The organism is Staphylococcus ureilyticus (genome assembly GCF_025558845.1).
In the GTDB taxonomy this organism is placed as follows: Bacteria; Bacillota; Bacilli; order Staphylococcales; family Staphylococcaceae; genus Staphylococcus; species Staphylococcus ureilyticus.
Genome location: NZ_CP094825.1, coordinates 1,970,938 through 1,987,634, shown reverse-complemented (window position 1 = coordinate 1,987,634; position 16,697 = coordinate 1,970,938). Strand labels below are relative to the sequence as shown.

General features: G+C 33.0%; 14 protein-coding genes. 10 read left to right on the top strand and 4 right to left on the bottom strand.

What is annotated here, in order from left to right; genetic code table 11:
• Positions 1-106: 106 nt before the first annotated feature.
• Positions 107-1,435, top strand: a complete 1,329-nt coding sequence (locus MUA21_RS09955; protein WP_046208519.1) for a Na+/H+ antiporter NhaC family protein — start codon at positions 107-109, stop codon at positions 1,433-1,435.
• A gap of 143 nt (positions 1,436-1,578) precedes the next feature.
• Here the strand turns inward: MUA21_RS09955 and MUA21_RS09950 are convergent, their stop codons facing one another.
• Positions 1,579-2,187: a DNA-3-methyladenine glycosylase gene (locus MUA21_RS09950; RefSeq protein WP_046208518.1), complete on the bottom strand. Its 609-nt coding sequence runs from the start codon at positions 2,185-2,187 to the stop codon at positions 1,579-1,581.
• A gap of 208 nt (positions 2,188-2,395) precedes the next feature.
• Here MUA21_RS09950 and MUA21_RS09945 point away from each other — a divergent pair, with 208 nt between their 5' ends.
• The 4 genes from MUA21_RS09945 (at position 2,396) to MUA21_RS09930 (ending at position 7,036) form a co-directional block, all read left to right on the top strand.
• Positions 2,396-2,974 carry a DUF805 domain-containing protein gene (locus tag MUA21_RS09945; protein WP_064209343.1) on the top strand — a complete coding sequence of 193 codons (579 nt, stop codon included), beginning with the start codon at positions 2,396-2,398 and terminating at the stop codon, positions 2,972-2,974.
• 306 nt (positions 2,975-3,280) lie between these two features.
• On the top strand, positions 3,281-4,180 hold the full coding sequence (locus tag MUA21_RS09940) for an ABC transporter ATP-binding protein (RefSeq protein ID WP_073343950.1): 900 nt from the start codon (positions 3,281-3,283) through the stop codon (positions 4,178-4,180).
• Complete coding sequence (locus MUA21_RS09935) at positions 4,173-5,411, top strand: ABC transporter permease (protein WP_107365316.1); 1,239 nt, start codon at positions 4,173-4,175, stop codon at positions 5,409-5,411. The genes MUA21_RS09940 and MUA21_RS09935 overlap by 8 nt, the downstream gene beginning before the upstream one ends.
• Before the next feature lie 596 nt (positions 5,412-6,007).
• A complete protein-coding gene (locus tag MUA21_RS09930; protein ID WP_262561175.1) occupies positions 6,008-7,036 on the top strand; it encodes an aldose epimerase family protein in 1,029 nt (342 codons plus the stop codon).
• 267 nt (positions 7,037-7,303) lie between these two features.
• On the opposite strand, the gene MUA21_RS09925 is transcribed toward MUA21_RS09930, so the two are convergent.
• Positions 7,304-7,960, bottom strand: coding sequence for an MOSC domain-containing protein (locus MUA21_RS09925; RefSeq protein ID WP_046208512.1), 657 nt, complete (start codon positions 7,958-7,960; stop codon positions 7,304-7,306).
• Between the two features lie 158 nt (positions 7,961-8,118).
• On the opposite strand from MUA21_RS09925, the gene MUA21_RS09920 reads away from it, so the two are divergent.
• Positions 8,119-8,808 carry a ribose 5-phosphate isomerase A gene (locus MUA21_RS09920; protein WP_046208511.1) on the top strand — a complete coding sequence of 230 codons (690 nt, stop codon included), beginning with the start codon at positions 8,119-8,121 and terminating at the stop codon, positions 8,806-8,808.
• Positions 8,809-8,914: 106 nt separating this feature from the next.
• Here MUA21_RS09920 and sdpC read toward each other — a convergent pair whose 3' ends face one another.
• The gene (gene sdpC, locus MUA21_RS09915) at positions 8,915-10,234 is read right to left on the bottom strand and encodes a peptidoglycan release complex CPBP-like subunit SdpC (RefSeq protein WP_262561174.1); all 1,320 of its coding nucleotides are present in this window, start codon (positions 10,232-10,234) and stop codon (positions 8,915-8,917) included.
• 255 nt (positions 10,235-10,489) lie between these two features.
• Here sdpC and hutG point away from each other — a divergent pair, with 255 nt between their 5' ends.
• Positions 10,490-11,419 carry a formimidoylglutamase gene (gene hutG / locus MUA21_RS09910; protein WP_107525405.1) on the top strand — a complete coding sequence of 310 codons (930 nt, stop codon included), beginning with the start codon at positions 10,490-10,492 and terminating at the stop codon, positions 11,417-11,419.
• Here hutG and MUA21_RS09905 read toward each other — a convergent pair.
• Positions 11,409-12,284: a LysR substrate-binding domain-containing protein gene (locus MUA21_RS09905; RefSeq protein WP_262561173.1), complete on the bottom strand. Its 876-nt coding sequence runs from the start codon at positions 12,282-12,284 to the stop codon at positions 11,409-11,411. The two genes, hutG and MUA21_RS09905, sit on opposite strands and share 11 nt — an antisense overlap.
• Positions 12,285-12,427: 143 nt before the next feature.
• On the opposite strand from MUA21_RS09905, the gene MUA21_RS09900 reads away from it, so the two are divergent.
• From MUA21_RS09900 to hutI, 3 genes are read left to right on the top strand one after another with little or no spacing between them, the layout of a single operon-like run.
• Positions 12,428-13,702 (top strand): YjiH family protein, encoded by a 1,275-nt coding sequence (locus MUA21_RS09900; protein WP_046208507.1) that lies wholly within the window; start codon positions 12,428-12,430, stop codon positions 13,700-13,702.
• 48 nt (positions 13,703-13,750) lie between these two features.
• Positions 13,751-15,415, top strand: coding sequence for a urocanate hydratase (gene hutU / locus MUA21_RS09895; RefSeq protein WP_107525407.1), 1,665 nt, complete (start codon positions 13,751-13,753; stop codon positions 15,413-15,415).
• Positions 15,412-16,644, top strand: a complete 1,233-nt coding sequence (gene hutI, locus MUA21_RS09890; protein ID WP_262561172.1) for an imidazolonepropionase — start codon at positions 15,412-15,414, stop codon at positions 16,642-16,644. Before hutU ends, hutI begins: the two co-directional genes overlap by 4 nt.
• The last annotated feature ends 53 nt before the right edge of the window (positions 16,645-16,697 follow it).

The following is a 16,697-nucleotide window of genomic DNA, read 5'->3' as shown; positions in this document are numbered from 1 at the left end:
TTTATTTTTAGCATGAGACGTGGTGAGATTTTAAATTTCTGTGTTTACTCATTTTTTGATATACTATATGCCACATAAAATTACTAGGTTTATCAGGAGGAGTGTTATGCAGGAATTTAATAGAAGTGATAAGCAATATGGTTTTTTAGCACTTCTGCCATTAGTGATATTTTTAGGGTTATACATTGGTGTAGGTATTACTTTTACCATAATGGGTAAGGAAGATGCTTTTGATCAATTACCAAGACATGTTGCTATTTTTATTGGCATCATTATTGCTTGGACATGCTATGATAGAAAAACAAAGTTCACTAAAAAAGTTGAAATATTTACAGAACATGCAGGTAACTCCGGTATTGTTAATCTAGGTCTAATTCTCTTATTAGCAGGCGCTTTTTCTACGGTGACATCGGAAATGGGCGGTAAAACAGCAATGGTGAATATGGGACTTACTGTAATCCCACCAAGTCTGCTTATACCTGGGATATTTATTATGAGCGGTTTTGCTGCACTAACCTTAGGGACTTCTACGGGGGCACAAGCTGCATTTATTCCTGTAGGTGTTGCTGTAGCGCAAGCTGCGGATTTAAATGTTGCAGCAGCTGGTGCCGCTGTGATTGCTGGTGCGTATTTTGGTGATAATTTATCCATTATTTCAGATACGACAATTGCAGCAACAAATGGTGTCGGTGCTAAAATGAAAGATAAATTTAAGATGAATGTGTTGATTGCACTACCTGCTGCACTTATTACTGCAATGATATATGCAGTTGTGGGTGGGACGGGTAAAGTAGAAGGTGACTTAAGTTTTAACTTTATCAATATACTGCCGTATCTATTTGTACTTGTAGCAGCAATCGCAGGTCTAGATGTGATTTTAGTGCTAATCATTGGCATTATAATGGCAGGTATCATTGGTTTGGCTCAAGGTAATTTGGGAATATTTCAGTTTACGAAAGCTATAGGTGAAGGTATGGAAAGTATGTTCCTTATCTTTCTTGTGGCGTTTTTAGTATCAGGACTGGTGGCTTTAATCCGATATTATGGTGGTATTGATTGGATCATTAAGACAATGAAAGAGAAAGCAAAAGGCCGTAAAAGTGCGGAATATGTGATTAGTTTAATGTCTGGTGTGCTTTCTGCTGCTTTATCACATAACACGTTAGCTATTTTAATTTCTGCGCCTATCGCTAAAGAAATTGGTGATGAATATAAGGTACCGCCTAAACGTATGGCAAGCTTATTAGATATATTTGCTTGTTGTGCCTTAATGGTGCTGCCACATGATAGTGGTATGTTAATGGTTGAACAGTATGGTGATGTTTCTTATATAGAAGTTTTAAAATACACATTTTATCCTGTGATATTTGTTGTTTGTACTGTTATTACGATACAATTCGGTTTACTTGATAAAGATAAAAAACTTTCTAAATAATTTTTAGTTTGTTTGTGGTAATGCGTAGAAAAGTAAAACATATATCATAGACGAACATTTAAAATGAGCGATTATAATTCAAATAGTTTAATAATATTTTAGGAAACAGAGCATATATTAAATATAAAGCTCTGTTTCCTTTTTTAACGCCATGTATCCTGTGGCGGTACCGTAGAACGTTTTGATATTCTGGAAACGTACGGATTGCCTTTAACGATAAAACGAAGTGGTTTTTGTGTCCATTCACCTTTATTGGGGATACCAATTCTCGGTGTTTCCTCTATATGTTTAGGGTATTTACGGTTTTTAGTATCTATTTTTAGATGGCCTTCATTTAATCGTGAACCATCCAGATGTCTTGGTATATTAAATGCTTTAGTCCATTTTCCAGGGCCATTTGTTAATTCAAAGCCGTCTTTGTTTCTATTTAAGCGCATTGCTTCAATATTCTCTTCTGGTTCAACAGCACGTATCAGTACACCTTCAGGTACACCTTCTAATTGCGTTACAAAGTTGATAAGTAGATGGGTATGCATCACATGCGCATAAATTGTGCCACCCAGTTTATATAAAGATTCTACTTTGGGTGTGCGTTTGCCATTAAATCCGTGAGCAGCTTGATCTTTTTTTCCAACATATGCTTCAGTTTCAACAATGTATCCTGTAAACGTATGTAATTCATCTTCGAAAATGACACGTACGCCTAATAAATCTTTGGCGATAGTGACAGTATCTCGCTGTAAAAAATCCATTTACTAATCCTCCATATAATAGTTTTAGAAATTAAATGTTTTTCAAACTTTTTTATTAAATTGTAAAATTGTGTTACAACCATGTGTAAATTTTGGTAGAATAACCTTATAAGTTTACTAAAAATTAAAAAGTGTATTTAAAGTATCAATGACTATATTAAAGTTAAATAAACATTATATCAAATGAACTTGAAACGGGGGGAGCAATTTGGAAAGAAAAATTGGGTTTGGAGAAGCATTAAAACTATTTTGGAAAAATTATTTTAACTTCAAGGGCCGTGCACGCAGAAGTGAATATTGGTATATGGTTTTATGGCATTTAATTTTTCTAGTACCAGCGTTCGTTGTATATTTTATTGCTTTGGTTGCATTAATAAGCGCTGCTGCTTCTCAATCTGAAACAGTCATTATGATAAGCGTAGTTTTTCTTATCATCAGTTTAATATATTTCGTTGTGTACGGTTTGGCTACGCTGATACCTAATTGGGCAATATTTATTAGAAGGTTTCATGATACAGGTAGAACAATGTTATTACCGCTTATTTATTTAGGCATTACAGTATTTTCTTACATCATATTTTTAATCATAGCTGTATTAGATTCAGATTTGAATCATATTGCAAGTATAATTTTCATTGTATTGATGTACGCATTCTATATAGGTTTTGGTATCTATGCGTTAGTCGTCAGTTGTTTGGATAGTGAACGCAAAACAAATAAATATGGTCCGAGCCATAAATACGCAAATCAATATACTAAGATTGATGACATGTATAGAGAACAATAATTAAAATAAACCCAAGTATACGAGTTAGGCTGTTAATATGCTTCGTGATACTTGGGTTTTTATAAAGTTTATTCATTTAAATAAGATAAATTTAGATAATGTAATCCTAATAAATCATGTAAAATATTGTAGCGATGAAAAAGCATCATCTACATTTGTACCTATCTTTGCTGTGACTCATGCTGTAACATTGGAAAGAACCAAAATGAGAACTTCTATATATAAGACAATTTGAAATGTATATTTAAGGTGTGAAATGTTATTATCAATATATACTTAACAGACTTTAAGGGAGGGAATCTTGTCATGTCCTTAAAAATAGCAAATGTTACAAAAAAATATAAGGATTTTACAGCAGTTAATGATATTTCGATAAATTTAGAACAAGGAAACATGCTAGGTTTTTTAGGACGTAATGGTGCAGGAAAGACAACAACATTTAGAATGATACTTGGGTTGACGCCGATTACTGAAGGACAAATTTTGTATAAAGATAAAGCAATCGACCAATCAATATATGATAAAATTGGATATTTGCCTGAAGAACGAGGATTACATCCAAAAATGAAAGTGGTCGATGAGTTAAGATACTTAGCTACATTAAAAGGGATGAAATCCAAGGAAATAACTAAAGCCATTGATTATTGGTTAAATCGTTTTGATATTGAAGAAAATAGGGACAAGAAAATTGAATCATTATCTAAAGGTAACCAACAAAAAATACAACTATTAGCAAGTATGTTACATAATCCGGAGTTATTAATCTTGGATGAACCTTTTAGTGGTTTAGACCCAGTTAATGTTGAATTATTAAAATCAGCTGTAAAAGATTTAAATGATGCAGGAACGACGATTATTTATAGTTCTCATAGGATGGAGCATGTAGAAGAGCTTTGTGATGATGTTTGTATTTTGAATAAAGGTGAACTTGTTGTTTCAGGGCCGATTGGTGAAGTGAAAGCAAATCACGGCAATAAAAGCGTAATCATTGAAACCAATCAAGCGATGCCAGAAATAGATGATATCAATGGGGTTATCCAAGTGGAACGCAATAAGAGGGAAATACGAGCATTAATAGAAGACGAATCTATTGCAGAGGAAATATATCATATCGTTGTGCAGTATGGTTTTGTAAAAAGATTTCAAGTGATAGAACCAACATTAAATGAGATTTTTATAGATAAAGTAGGTGAGGTAAATGGATAAATTTTGGGCTACTTTTTCACTTACGTATAAAAGTAAAGTTAAAACAAAATCATTTATGATTTTCACAGCAATTGTCGTTGTATTAATGTTGGCGGCAGCTAATATTAATAAAATCGTTGATCTATTTGATAATGGGCCTGATAAGATTGGTATCGTAGTCAATCAAGACTCAATATATAAAGGGGTTAAAGCACAAAGTGATCATCTTGATAGTGATGCGAAATTTAAAAAAATGACAGAATCACAAGCACATCAACAAGTGAAAAATGAAAAGTTAGATAAAGCGTATGTCATTCAATTACATGATAATCATAAATTGACTGGTGAAATATTAAGTAAGGATACCGTTTCGAAAACAGATGAACAAAAATTACAAACTACTTTATCAACTATCCAAACCAAACTTGTGGCATCTAGTTTGAACCTATCTGAAGATGAGCTAAAGCAATTGCAATCTCAAAGTGAAGTAAGCTCACAAGTGCTTTCAGATAGTGCGAATGGCACACATTTAAGTGAATCACAAAAAACATTTAATACGATTATCGTATATGCAGGTATTATGCTCATGTTTTTCATTATCATAAATTATGCCAATCAAGTAGCGATGGAAATTGCAACTGAGAAGACGTCACGTGTCATTGAAATGATTATTACAAGCATATCACCAGTAACACACATACTTGCTAAATTGTGTGGCGTCATTGCTGTGGCATTAACACAAATTAGTATTTTCATTGTAGTAGGTATTATAAGTGTACTGTTATTTGATATTGGAGATATGCTTAAAGGATTTGATGTACAGCCGAATGATCTAACAGTACAATTAATCATCGTTGGTATACTATCGCTGATTTTAGGTATACTTTCCTATATTATATTGGCAGCTATTTTGGGATCGATTACTTCACGTATCGAAGACATTAATCAATCACTTATGCCAATGACGTTGATTAGTATCATTGCATTATATACGGCAATGTTTGGTGTTATAAACCCTGACACGACTATCATAAGGATTACAAGTTTTATTCCTTTATTATCTCCCTTTATCATGTTTTTACGTGCATCAACACCTGATGTAGCTACTTGGGAAATTGTAATAAGTATGAGTCTATCAATAGTAACCATATTTATCTTGCTTTATATTGCAGTAAGAAGTTATAAAGATACCATCTTAAGTTTTGATAAAGGTCTGTTTAAATCTATGAAACGTGTTTTCGGAAAAAATTAACATATGTTAATGATTATAGAAATGAGTAATAGATGAACAAATAACTTTTAAAACCGTATCATAATATATAAGTAGGGGAATGAAACTCAAACAACATAATGGTTTCACTCCTACTTTTTTTATGAAAGTATGAATTGTAAAATAGGGTCCTCGAGTTTGTTGAATATGCCAAATAAAACATATTTATAAAAAATAGAAAAAATATCACAATTTTAAATAATATTTGATAGAATGAATAATTAGTATAGATAATGATTGAGTTAAGTTGTTACACTATAGATAAGTAAGATATTTACTAAGGGAAGTAGTAAGCTATTTTGGAATTTTAAATATTAGTGGATGAAGTATTTTGCTCAATAATTTGGGGAGATATTGAGTGCGTATTGACCTTAGCTCATTTTTAAATGTTGTTTCATTCACTTTAAAAGCAATGAATTTTAGAACTACCAGGAATCCTATGTCTTGTTTTATAAAATAAAGATGGTGTTCATGACTGTGGTTCGATACATTCAATTTGTGATTGAAGTTTTATTCAAGATAGAACTGAAAGTCTAAGTGAATCATAATATGTTTGGTTTGAAAGGGAGTAATTGATGATGTTTGCAAAAGTAGAAAGACAAAGTAATGGTATTGATTTAATTAAGATAGACAATGAAGCAACTAAGATTGTTTTCACAAACTATGGCGCTCGTATCGTGTCATGGAAATATGATGATAACAATATTGTATTAGGTAATGTGGTAGAAGCGGATGAATTCTATCAACAAAATCCTTTTTATTTTGGTGCTACTGTAGGCCGTTATGGTGGACGGATTGCAAATGCAGAATTTCATTTGGATGGTACAACGTATCGATTAGATACGAATGATGGTAAAAATAATATTCACGGTGGTTTTAACGGTATTGATAAATGTTATTTTGATTATGAGATATTTGAACAAGTAGGACAAGTGAAAATTGTGTTTTCCACTACAATTCAGCAATCAGATGATTATTTTCCAGGAAATATCGATTTAGAGGTGATACATACTTATGACGTTGATCACAAATGGACAATTGAGTATAAAGCCGTTACTACCGAAAAAACAATTTTTAATCCTATGAATCATGTTTACTTTAATTTGAACAGAGATAATAATGTTATCGATAACCATAGTATTTCAAGTTCAACATTAAAAATGCATTTATTAGATAACGATCATTTTGTGACAAAACAAAAGCCACTAAATTTAGAACATGTTTTTGCACGCAATCACATTCAATTTAAAGATATTTTTAATAGTGAGCATCATGACATTCAATCACAAATGAAACGTTATGGTGGTCTAGATCATCCGTTTCAGATTGGAGAGCAAGGTATGACAGTTGAAAATAAACATTTTCAACTGTCTGTTGAAACTGATATGCCCAATGTCGTGATATTTACATTTAATGATACTACGGAATGGGAAAGTGATTTCAATATTTATAAAGCACATTCAGGATTTACGTTAGAAACACAATGCATACCTAATGATATTAATTTGTATGGAGAAGATGCGCCATCAATTTTAGAAGCGAATCAGCCATTTTATTCTAAGACATCATATAAAATTGCTGAAAAAACTTGCGAAGAAGTAGAATGATATCATTGCGCGTGTATCAAGTGTTTTGAATTAATATAAAGTAAGCAAACACCACTTATGAAATGGATAAGTAAGTAGCAATTTATAATAATGTATTACAGAAAATAGATTAAGTAGACAAACTCAGGTAAGTGCAGTTATATTAATACCATTTTTGGTCAGTTACTTAACCTGAGTTATATCAATATATCATTTTTAAAGATTCTTGTTGTATAAGAATCTTTTTTTTGAGCCATTAGTTTAGGATATTTACCCATATTGTAATGTTTATTTTTGAGCGCGTTTTAGATATTTTTCTAATTTACGTCGTCTTTCTTCAGTTAAATATGGATTTTTCAAAGCATATGCCAAGCGCACGACATTTTTATTGTCATTGTAATAAATATCATTAAGTTCGAATACAGATAAAAGAGAATCATGTTCCCCGAATTTTATGAGCTGAAGATGAGACGAATCGTAAACAAAGCCTTCCTTAACTACTCTAAAGTAACAACCAGTTTTACATGAACTGGACATGCGTTTAATAAGATTAGGAATTTTATACTTTTCTTGTATTTTCCAACAAGGCTCTCTTATCTCTGAAACTTCGATAATCGCTTCACCTAATTGAAATTGATCTCCAAAATGCAAATCTTTTTCATCTAAGTCTTTGACCGTTAAGTTCTCGCCAAACATTGCATATTCTGGTAAATCTGTGACATCATCTTTCCATAGATCGTAATTTTTTTCGCTATATAAACATACAGCCTTATTGGGCCCGCCATGTCCTTTGTATTCTTGTTCATCTTCAGAAAAACCGGTTTTTGAAAGCCACATCTTACCGGTGAAAAGTGTTTTGTTAAGTGCTGAACGCATTGGTCTTTTAGTACTATAAGGTAAATCTTCTATTTTTCCTGTAGCAATCGCTTTTAAATGATAAATCATGACAATCCTCCTAGTTGGTGATGTATTATTATTGTAAACTAGCTATTTAATTATGCAAGAAGATATATTAATTTAAAATTTATACATATTTTTTAACTATGTATTTTTTTCAATCTCATGTACAATAAAGGTGAGAGTAAGTTATGTAAAGGGGACGCATTATGGATACGAAACAGTTAAAAATTAGTACATTTAATGAAGCGTTAAGCCAAATCAGTGACGGTATGGTTGTGGGCATTGGTTCTGGTTCAACAATAGAGTTGCTTGTCCCAAAACTAGCTGAGAAGTTGGACCATGAACAGATTGATATTACAGGTGTATGCACCTCTAATAAAACTGCTTATATCGCAAAAGAATTAGGTATTCGAGTAGTGGATGTCAATGATGTAGAAAAAATTGACGTTGCCATTGATGGTGCAGACGAAGTAGACAACAATTTGAATTTAATTAAAGGTGGCGGCGGGGCATTATTTAGAGAAAAAGTGATTGATGCCATGGCGGAAAAGTTTATTGTTTTAGTAGATGAATCTAAGTGTGTATCATACTTAGGTCAAACTTTTAATTTACCTGTAGAAGTAGATAAATTTAATTGGTTATTAGTTTCTAAAAAAATAGTAGCTTACGATAATTTAAAAGTTATGCGCCGAATGGTGGATGATGTCCCATTTATAACTGATAATGGCAATTACATCCTTGATGTTACATTGAATTCATCTATCGATCCTTATGCTATGCATGAATTTTTAATTCATTTAGTAGGTGTTTTAGAAACTGGATATTTTCTTGATGTTACAGATCAAGTCATTATAGGTAAGCAAAAAGGCGTTGAAATTTTAAATAAATCATAACTCAAAATATAATAAAAGCAGGTTAACTAACGGTATAAATTAAGATAGACATGAAGTTTATTCATTGTATCTGAATATACGATTAGCGTAACCTGCTTTTTGTTAATTAGCGACGATGATCATGTTTGTTTTTAAGTTTAAAAGGTGATCGTTGTCGTTTTTTATTTTGTTGTTGTATGGTTGGCTCAGAAGTACTAGAATCATCATGTTTTGGTGATGATGTCTCCACCTGTGCTTTTTCAGTAGAATTTTCAACGGCGCCATTTACCTGTGTCTCAACATGTTGATGTTCATCTTGGACATCGTTGTTCTCTATAGTTTGTGGCGTGTTTTCATCAATAATATTGTTTCGGCTGTCATCGTGCTGTGTTTGTCGGTGATCCTTCTCAGTGTCCGTGTCATTCACATGTTCAGTCGATGGTTTTGAGTCAGCATCATGTGAATTGACATGATTGTCTGTTGCTCTTTCAGTTTGAGATGTAGCAGTTTCACTGTGCTCACTGTCTCCACTATGTGTATGTACATTTGTTGTTGAATTATCAGATTCGAGTGTATCTTCATTACTATCATCTGCTTGAGCAGTTTCTGAATCTTCACTTACATGATCTAAATAATTATTGCTATCAACTTCATCTAAACTACGTTTAGTAAAGAAATAAAGTATTGCTCGAATAATAATACTTAATAAAATGTATACGACTGCTACAGCTGATGTGGATAGTGCAATTACTTTCATTGCAAAAACACTGCCAAGTTCTTCATTGAATAAGAAAACAAGACCAAATGACATTGCTGCATGGAATATCGTTGCGATAAATATCGTGCGACCTTTTGTAGCACGAATTAACTCACCGATAATCATGGAAAATGCAAATGTATATAATAAACCATATAAAGTATATTCAAGACTAAAGGCCATATTTATATTCCAAATGGAATATAATAAACCAACAATAATCGATGCAAAGAATGTGTTCATTTTCGTTTCTATAATATTTTGTAAATAAGAACGGAAACCAAATTCTATTAAGAATGCCATCACTAGTTGTCCAAGTATAATTGCAGTAATTGAAACAGATAAATCTTCTGTTTGTAATAATACAAAACTATCCGCAAATATATTAAAACTTATCATAGCAATCAGGAAAATGATTAAAGGTAAAATAAATGCTAGTAAAATACGTTCAATCACTTTTAAATCTATTGTTAGTTTTAAACCAGATAACTGCGTCTTACGTTTGCTAAAAACGATAATACAAACAAGCGCAGCAATAAATGGTGCTATAGCACTTAAGTCAAAGACAAAAGTCTTAAGTGAAATAGTACTTTGTAAGTCTTTCAGTATAATAGGAGCTGCATAAGCAATAATATAGAAAATAAAAATCATTATTGCCCATTGAAAACCTGATATACGTTGTTTATTCATTATGTAACCTCCAATAGGGTTCAGAAAATCATTTATCACTAATTATACATATTTATTAATCAGAAATAAATTAAATTTAGGTATTTATCATTGAAATGTAATAGTAATGCCAAAACTAACATCTAAATGAAATAATTTATTGTCATTTGATAAAATTAAGTAGATAAATTTTGGGTAAATAAAAGCATAAATTGAATTGAATTCAATGTAAGCGTATACTTTTAAATGAGACATTGTTATAAAAGGAGGAGAATTATGTATAAATTAGCACAGCGTGATTTCTGGACAGGTAGAGTCGATAGCGAATCAGATAAGTCTCAATTTAGACATTTTCAAACTGTGAATTTTAGAAATATCAAAGATGACTATCATGAGACACGCCAAGGTGTGGGATTATTAGGTTACGCAGTTGACAGGGGTGTTGAATTGAACAAAGGGAGATTAGGTGCTAAAGAAGGTCCCGACGCAATTAAGAAAGCATTTGCCAATCTACCTGTGTTGAGTGACTGCAAGATATATGACTATGGTAATGTAGAACATGATCATGATGACTTAGAAGACACCCAAAAAGAATTCGCAAAATATGTTGCGACATCAATACAAAGGCATAAACAGACGTTTTTATTGGGTGGTGGACATGATATCGCATATGCCCAGTATTTAGGTATAAGAAAAGTTTATCCTGATGCTTCTTTAGGTATCATTAATATCGATGCACATTTTGATACCAGAGCAGAGTCACAGTCTACCTCTGGAACGAGCTTTAGGCAAATTTTAGATCAAGATAATCAAGCAGATTATTTGGTATTAGGTATACAACAAGGCGGTAATACACAAGGCCTATTTGATTATGCGGAAGAAAAAGAAATCGGTTTTGTTTATGCTGAGGAATTATTGCATCAAATATCTCCTCCTGTAAAAGATAAGGTAGAACGATTTATACACAATCATGACGTTATTATGTTCACAATATGTATGGATGTTATAGATAGCGCATACGCACCAGGTGTAAGTGCTAATGCAGTATTAGGTTTGTTCCCACATATTGTCCTTGAACTTGCCAAACGCATTATCCCAAATGACAAAGTCTCTACGATTAGCATTGCAGAAACAAACCCTAAATATGATGTCGATAATCGTACTGCAAAGCTATCAGCTAATTTTTTACATCATTTTATTCTTTAATATTCCAATAATAAAGGCATAAATCTATAAAAGAAAGTACTCGTTCAGGGTGCTTTCTTTTTTTTAGGTAATTGATGTAAATGGTACGACTGAGTGTAGGTTTAATTTCAATTGCATCTAAATCTCGTGCATTAAAAGATTGGTAATAGACACGTGGTATGACGGCATAGCCTAATCCTCGATGAACGAAATTCGTTGAAGCTTCAAAGCGATCTGCCTCTATAATAATATTTGGGTAAATATTTAAGCGGTTAAAATAGTCATCCAAATGCTTACGTACTTGGGAACCTTTTGTAGGTAAAATGAGCGGTAAAGATTTAATGGATACCTTTTTGCTATTAGAAAAGGTATTTTTAGGTGTTATGAGGACATAAGATTCCTTATATAGAGGAACAGAGTGTATATCCTCGTGAATAATTTGTTCATTGGTTAAGCCTAAATGATTTTCAAAATTTAATAGACGCTCTAATATCGTGCTCTGATCATGTACTTCTGAAGCGTGATACGTTTGATCTGCATATTCTTTTTGATGCATAGCAACTACTTGTGATATCCATTGATTTGATGATTCAAGAATAGAAAATTTGATTTTAGGTGCATGTCCCATTTTTAAATCATACATTTTTTCTAGCGTTTGATGATAACTTTGTACGAGCTGAATTGCGTAATTATAAAAATGAATACCTTTTTCAGTAATTTTGATATCCTTGGTCGTTCTTAAAAATAAATCATAACCTAAATCAGCTTCTATTTTTTTTATTGTATTAGTTAAAGAGGGTTGGCTTATATGCAAAAAATCTGCTGCTTTTGTAAAACTATTATATTTAACGACAGCAATAAAATATTCTAATTGAACAATTTTCATCTGAATGTCACTCCTATATATTTGCGTATTTATAGTTTGAAACTATTAATAATTAGTTTATTGATATTGGTAGTCTATATAATAACATATTATACTTTTAGATATAGAGGGAGTCGTACTTTCATGTTAGGGGCGTGAAGTACATGTGGAGATTTTTCATTTATAGCTTGATTGGTATTATATTTTTCTTCGTTCCTGTGACTATACAAGGTCAATCAACCATTATGATTGATCATATTGTGCAATGGATTACGCTAATAGTGAAACCAGTTTTACCATATTATGTTTTGATTTTAATTATTATTGGTGCAATTCATCCATTTCTCAATCAAAGGTGGAATGAATCGAAAACAAATATTATTTTTAGCTTATTTAAAGTAGTAGGGGTATTCATCGCTTTCATGGTTGTTTTCAATATAGGGCCTGCTTTTGTTTTAAAAGAAAGTATTGGACCATTTTTATATGAAAAGTTAGCCATACCATTAAGTGTTTTAATTCCCATAGGAGCGATTTTTTTATCATTTTTAGTAGGTTTTGGATTGTTAGAGTTTATCGGTGTGATTTGTCGTCCGATAATGCGACCGATATTTAAGACACCAGGAAAGTCAGCGGTCGATGCAGTAGCATCATTTGTTGGTAGTTATTCAATAGGCTTACTAATAACAAACAAAGTCTACAAGAGTGGTAGTTACACACATAAAGAAGCAGTAGTTGTAGCGACAGGGTTCTCTACGGTTTCCGCTACGTTTATGATTATTGTAGCTAACACACTAGGTATTATTCAGCATTGGAATTTATATTTTTGGTTTACACTCGCAGTGACATTTATTGTTACTGCTATTACCGTACAACTCCCACCTATCAGATTTGAAAAGCATACGACATATAAAGACCAACCATATCAAGAAGAGATTCGCAGAAACATGCCATTGTTAAAAGAGTCTTGGTTAGAAGCAAAATTAGCTGTGAAACAGTCTAAGTCATTAATTGACAATGTATTTGAAAATTTGAGAGATGGTGTCGTAATGACTATAGCAATTTTACCTTCTATCATGTCAATTGGTTTTCTAGGATTAGTAATCGCAGAATTCACACCAGTAATCGAATATATATCTTACATCTTTTATCCATTTATCAGCATTTTTCCAGTAGAAAATGTAGGGGTATTAGCACAGGCTTCAACGATTTCAATTGTTGAAATGTTATTACCAGCTGCGATTGCACAATCAGCAGATTTAGCAACAAGATTTACAGTAGCGGTCATGAGTGTTTCAGCGATTATATTTTTCTCAAGCGTTGTTCCGGTTATATTATCTACTGAAATTAAAATATCGATAGGAAAACTTGTGATTATTTGGTTTGAAAGAGTAGTACTCACACTACTGATTACAATTCCATTTGCATTATGGATATTTTAAATATCAAAACAAAGGTTGAATTTAAAATCGATGAAGGAGAGATTGTTCATGAGAAATATTAAAGCAAAAAAAGGTTTAGAGATTGAATGTAAAGGTTGGGAACAAGAAGCAGTATTAAGAATGCTATATAATAATTTAGATCCTGAAGTTGCAGAAAGACCCGAAGATTTGGTTGTCTATGGTGGCATAGGTAAAGCAGCTCGAAACTGGGAAGCATTCGAAGCAATTGAATCCACACTGCGTTCATTAGAAGCTGATGAAACGATGTTAGTTCAATCAGGCAAACCAGTTGCTGTATTTAAAACACATGAAGAGGCACCACGTGTATTACTTTCAAATTCTGTATTAGTACCTGAATGGGCAAACTGGGATCATTTTAATGAATTAGATCAAAAAGGTTTAATGATGTATGGACAAATGACTGCGGGTAGTTGGATTTACATAGGTTCACAAGGTATCGTTCAAGGTACATATGAGACATTCGGTGAACTAGCTAATCAACATTTTAATGGCAAATTAAATGGTACGATTACATTAACTGCTGGTCTTGGTGGCATGGGTGGTGCACAACCATTGGCAGTTACGATGAATGGTGGTGTTGTCATCGGAGTTGATGTAGATGAAACACGCATTGATAAGCGTATTGATACACGTTACTGTGATGTGAAAACACGAGATTTAGACGAAGCATTAACGTTAGCGGAAGATGCACGCAAACAAGGCAAGCCATTATCTATTGGCTTGGTCGGTAATGCGGTCGATGTACATCAAGCAATTTTAGATAAAGGATTTAAAATTGACATTATTACGGATCAAACGAGTGCCCACGATCCTTTAAATGGATATGTGCCACAAGGGTATTCATTAGAAGAGGCAAGTGCACTTCGTAATAAAGATCCAAAACAATACGTGAAAGAATCGCAATCCTCAATGCATAAGCATGTATCACTAATGTTAGAATTTCAAAAACAGGGTGCGGTCGCTTTTGATTATGGAAATAACATAAGACAGGTCGCATATAATGATGGCTTAAAAAATGCTTTTGATTTTCCTGGATTTGTACCGGCATATATTAGACCGTTATTCTGCGAAGGAAAGGGGCCATTTAGATTTGCAGCATTAAGTGGGGATCCTAAGGATATTGAACGTGCTGATGAAGAAATGAGAAAGTTGTTCCCTGAAAATGAAAAACTTATTCGTTGGTTAGATTTAGCACAGAAGAAAATTGCGTTTCAAGGATTGCCTTCAAGAATTGCGTGGTTAGGTTATGGAGAACGTGCGAAAATGGGTCTAGCGTTAAATAGACTTGTGCGTGAAGGTGAAATTTCTGCACCGATTGTAATTGGTCGCGACCATTTAGATTCAGGTTCAGTAGCCAGTCCTAATCGTGAGACTGAAGGTATGAAAGATGGTTCAGATGCTGTAGGAGATTGGGCTATTTTAAATGCATTAATCAATACTGCTGCAGGTGGATCTTGGATTTCATTCCATCATGGCGGTGGTGTTGGTATGGGTTATTCATTACATGCAGGCATGGTAGTAGTTGCTGATGGTTCAGAAAGAGCAGATAAACGTTTAGGACGTGTATTAACTACGGATCCGGGTATGGGAGTAGTAAGACATGCTGATGCAGGTTATGAATCAGCAATTAATGTAGCAAATGAAAAAGGCATTCACATTCCAATGATTACAAGAAAAGGAGATAAAAAATGAACGACTTAATCATTCAAAATATTAAACAATTAATTTTACCGAAAGCTACCGAACGTCCTTTAAAAGGCAAAGAATTAAATGATTTAAATATTGTTGAAAACGGTACAGTAGTTGTGAAAAATGGCAAGATTGTTTATGCGGGTGAACATTCTGATGCATATGATGCAAAAGAAATAATAGATGCTTCAGGAAAAGTCGTTTCACCTGCCTTGGTAGAAGCACATACGCATCTTGTACATGGTGGCTCACGTGAACATGAGATGTCACTCAAGCGTCAAGGTGTGTCTTATTTAGAAATACTTGAACAAGGTGGCGGTATACTTTCTACTGTAGAAGCCACACGTCAAGCGACGGAAGACGAACTTTTTGAAAAAGCGGAAAAAAATCTATTAACCATGTTACAACACGGTGTCTTAGCGGTTGAAAGTAAGAGTGGTTATGGATTGGATAAAGAAAATGAACTTAAACAATTGCGTGTTTCAAATCGATTAGCAAAAAAATATAATTTAGACATGAAACATACCTTCCTTGGGCCACATGCTGTGCCTAAAGATGCGGAGTCTAACCAAGCTTTCTTACAAGAAATGATAGATTTATTGCCGGAAGTTAAACCATATGCTGATTTTGCCGATATTTTCTGTGAAACAGGCGTGTTTACTGTGGAAGAATCTAAATCTTACATGGAAGCAGCTAAAAAACAAGGCTTTGATGTTAAAATTCATGCAGATGAAATCGATCCATTAGGTGGTTTAGAACTTGCAATTGATGAAAATGCTATCTCTGCGGATCATTTAGTTGCATCTAGTGAAGAAGGTAAACAAAAATTGAAATATAGTGATACTGTTGCAGTATTATTACCAGGGACAACTTTTTATCTTGATAAGGAAGGTTATGCAGATGCAAGAGGTATGCTAGATAACGATGGCGCTATTGCGATAGCTACTGACTTCAATCCAGGTAGTTGTGTGACTAATAATTTACAATTGGTGATGTCTATTGCAGCGTTAAAATTAAAGTTATCTCCAAATGAAATTTGGAATGCAGTGACAGTCAATGCAGCTAAAGCAATTGACGTTGATGCAGGTACCATAAATGAGGGAGATAAAGCAAATATTGTAATTTGGGATGCACCTAATCATGAATATATTCCATATCATTATGGTATTAATCATGCAGAAAGAGTTATTAAAGATGGTAAAGTGCTCTTTGATAATCGTGTAAAACTTTAATAGAGAAACTGTAATTAAAATTAAAAATAAGATTATTAGAGATGAATAGGGTG

Bases quoted from the DNA above. Each gene is read 5' to 3' on its own strand.
- MUA21_RS09955 (WP_046208519.1), top strand. From the start codon at position 107: ATGCAGGAATTTAATAGAAGTGATAAGCAATATGGTTTTTTAGCACTT.
- MUA21_RS09950 (WP_046208518.1), bottom strand. From the start codon at position 2,187: ATGGATTTTTTACAGCGAGATACTGTCACTATCGCCAAAGATTTATTA.
- MUA21_RS09940 (WP_073343950.1), top strand. From the start codon at position 3,281: ATGTCCTTAAAAATAGCAAATGTTACAAAAAAATATAAGGATTTTACA.
- MUA21_RS09935 (WP_107365316.1), top strand. From the start codon at position 4,173: ATGGATAAATTTTGGGCTACTTTTTCACTTACGTATAAAAGTAAAGTT.
- MUA21_RS09930 (WP_262561175.1), top strand. From the start codon at position 6,008: ATGTTTGCAAAAGTAGAAAGACAAAGTAATGGTATTGATTTAATTAAG.
- MUA21_RS09925 (WP_046208512.1), bottom strand. From the start codon at position 7,960: ATGATTTATCATTTAAAAGCGATTGCTACAGGAAAAATAGAAGATTTA.
- sdpC (WP_262561174.1), bottom strand. From the start codon at position 10,234: ATGAATAAACAACGTATATCAGGTTTTCAATGGGCAATAATGATTTTT.
- hutG (WP_107525405.1), top strand. From the start codon at position 10,490: ATGTATAAATTAGCACAGCGTGATTTCTGGACAGGTAGAGTCGATAGC.
- MUA21_RS09905 (WP_262561173.1), bottom strand. From the start codon at position 12,284: ATGAAAATTGTTCAATTAGAATATTTTATTGCTGTCGTTAAATATAAT.
- MUA21_RS09900 (WP_046208507.1), top strand. From the start codon at position 12,428: ATGTGGAGATTTTTCATTTATAGCTTGATTGGTATTATATTTTTCTTC.
- hutU (WP_107525407.1), top strand. From the start codon at position 13,751: ATGAGAAATATTAAAGCAAAAAAAGGTTTAGAGATTGAATGTAAAGGT.
- hutI (WP_262561172.1), top strand. From the start codon at position 15,412: ATGAACGACTTAATCATTCAAAATATTAAACAATTAATTTTACCGAAA.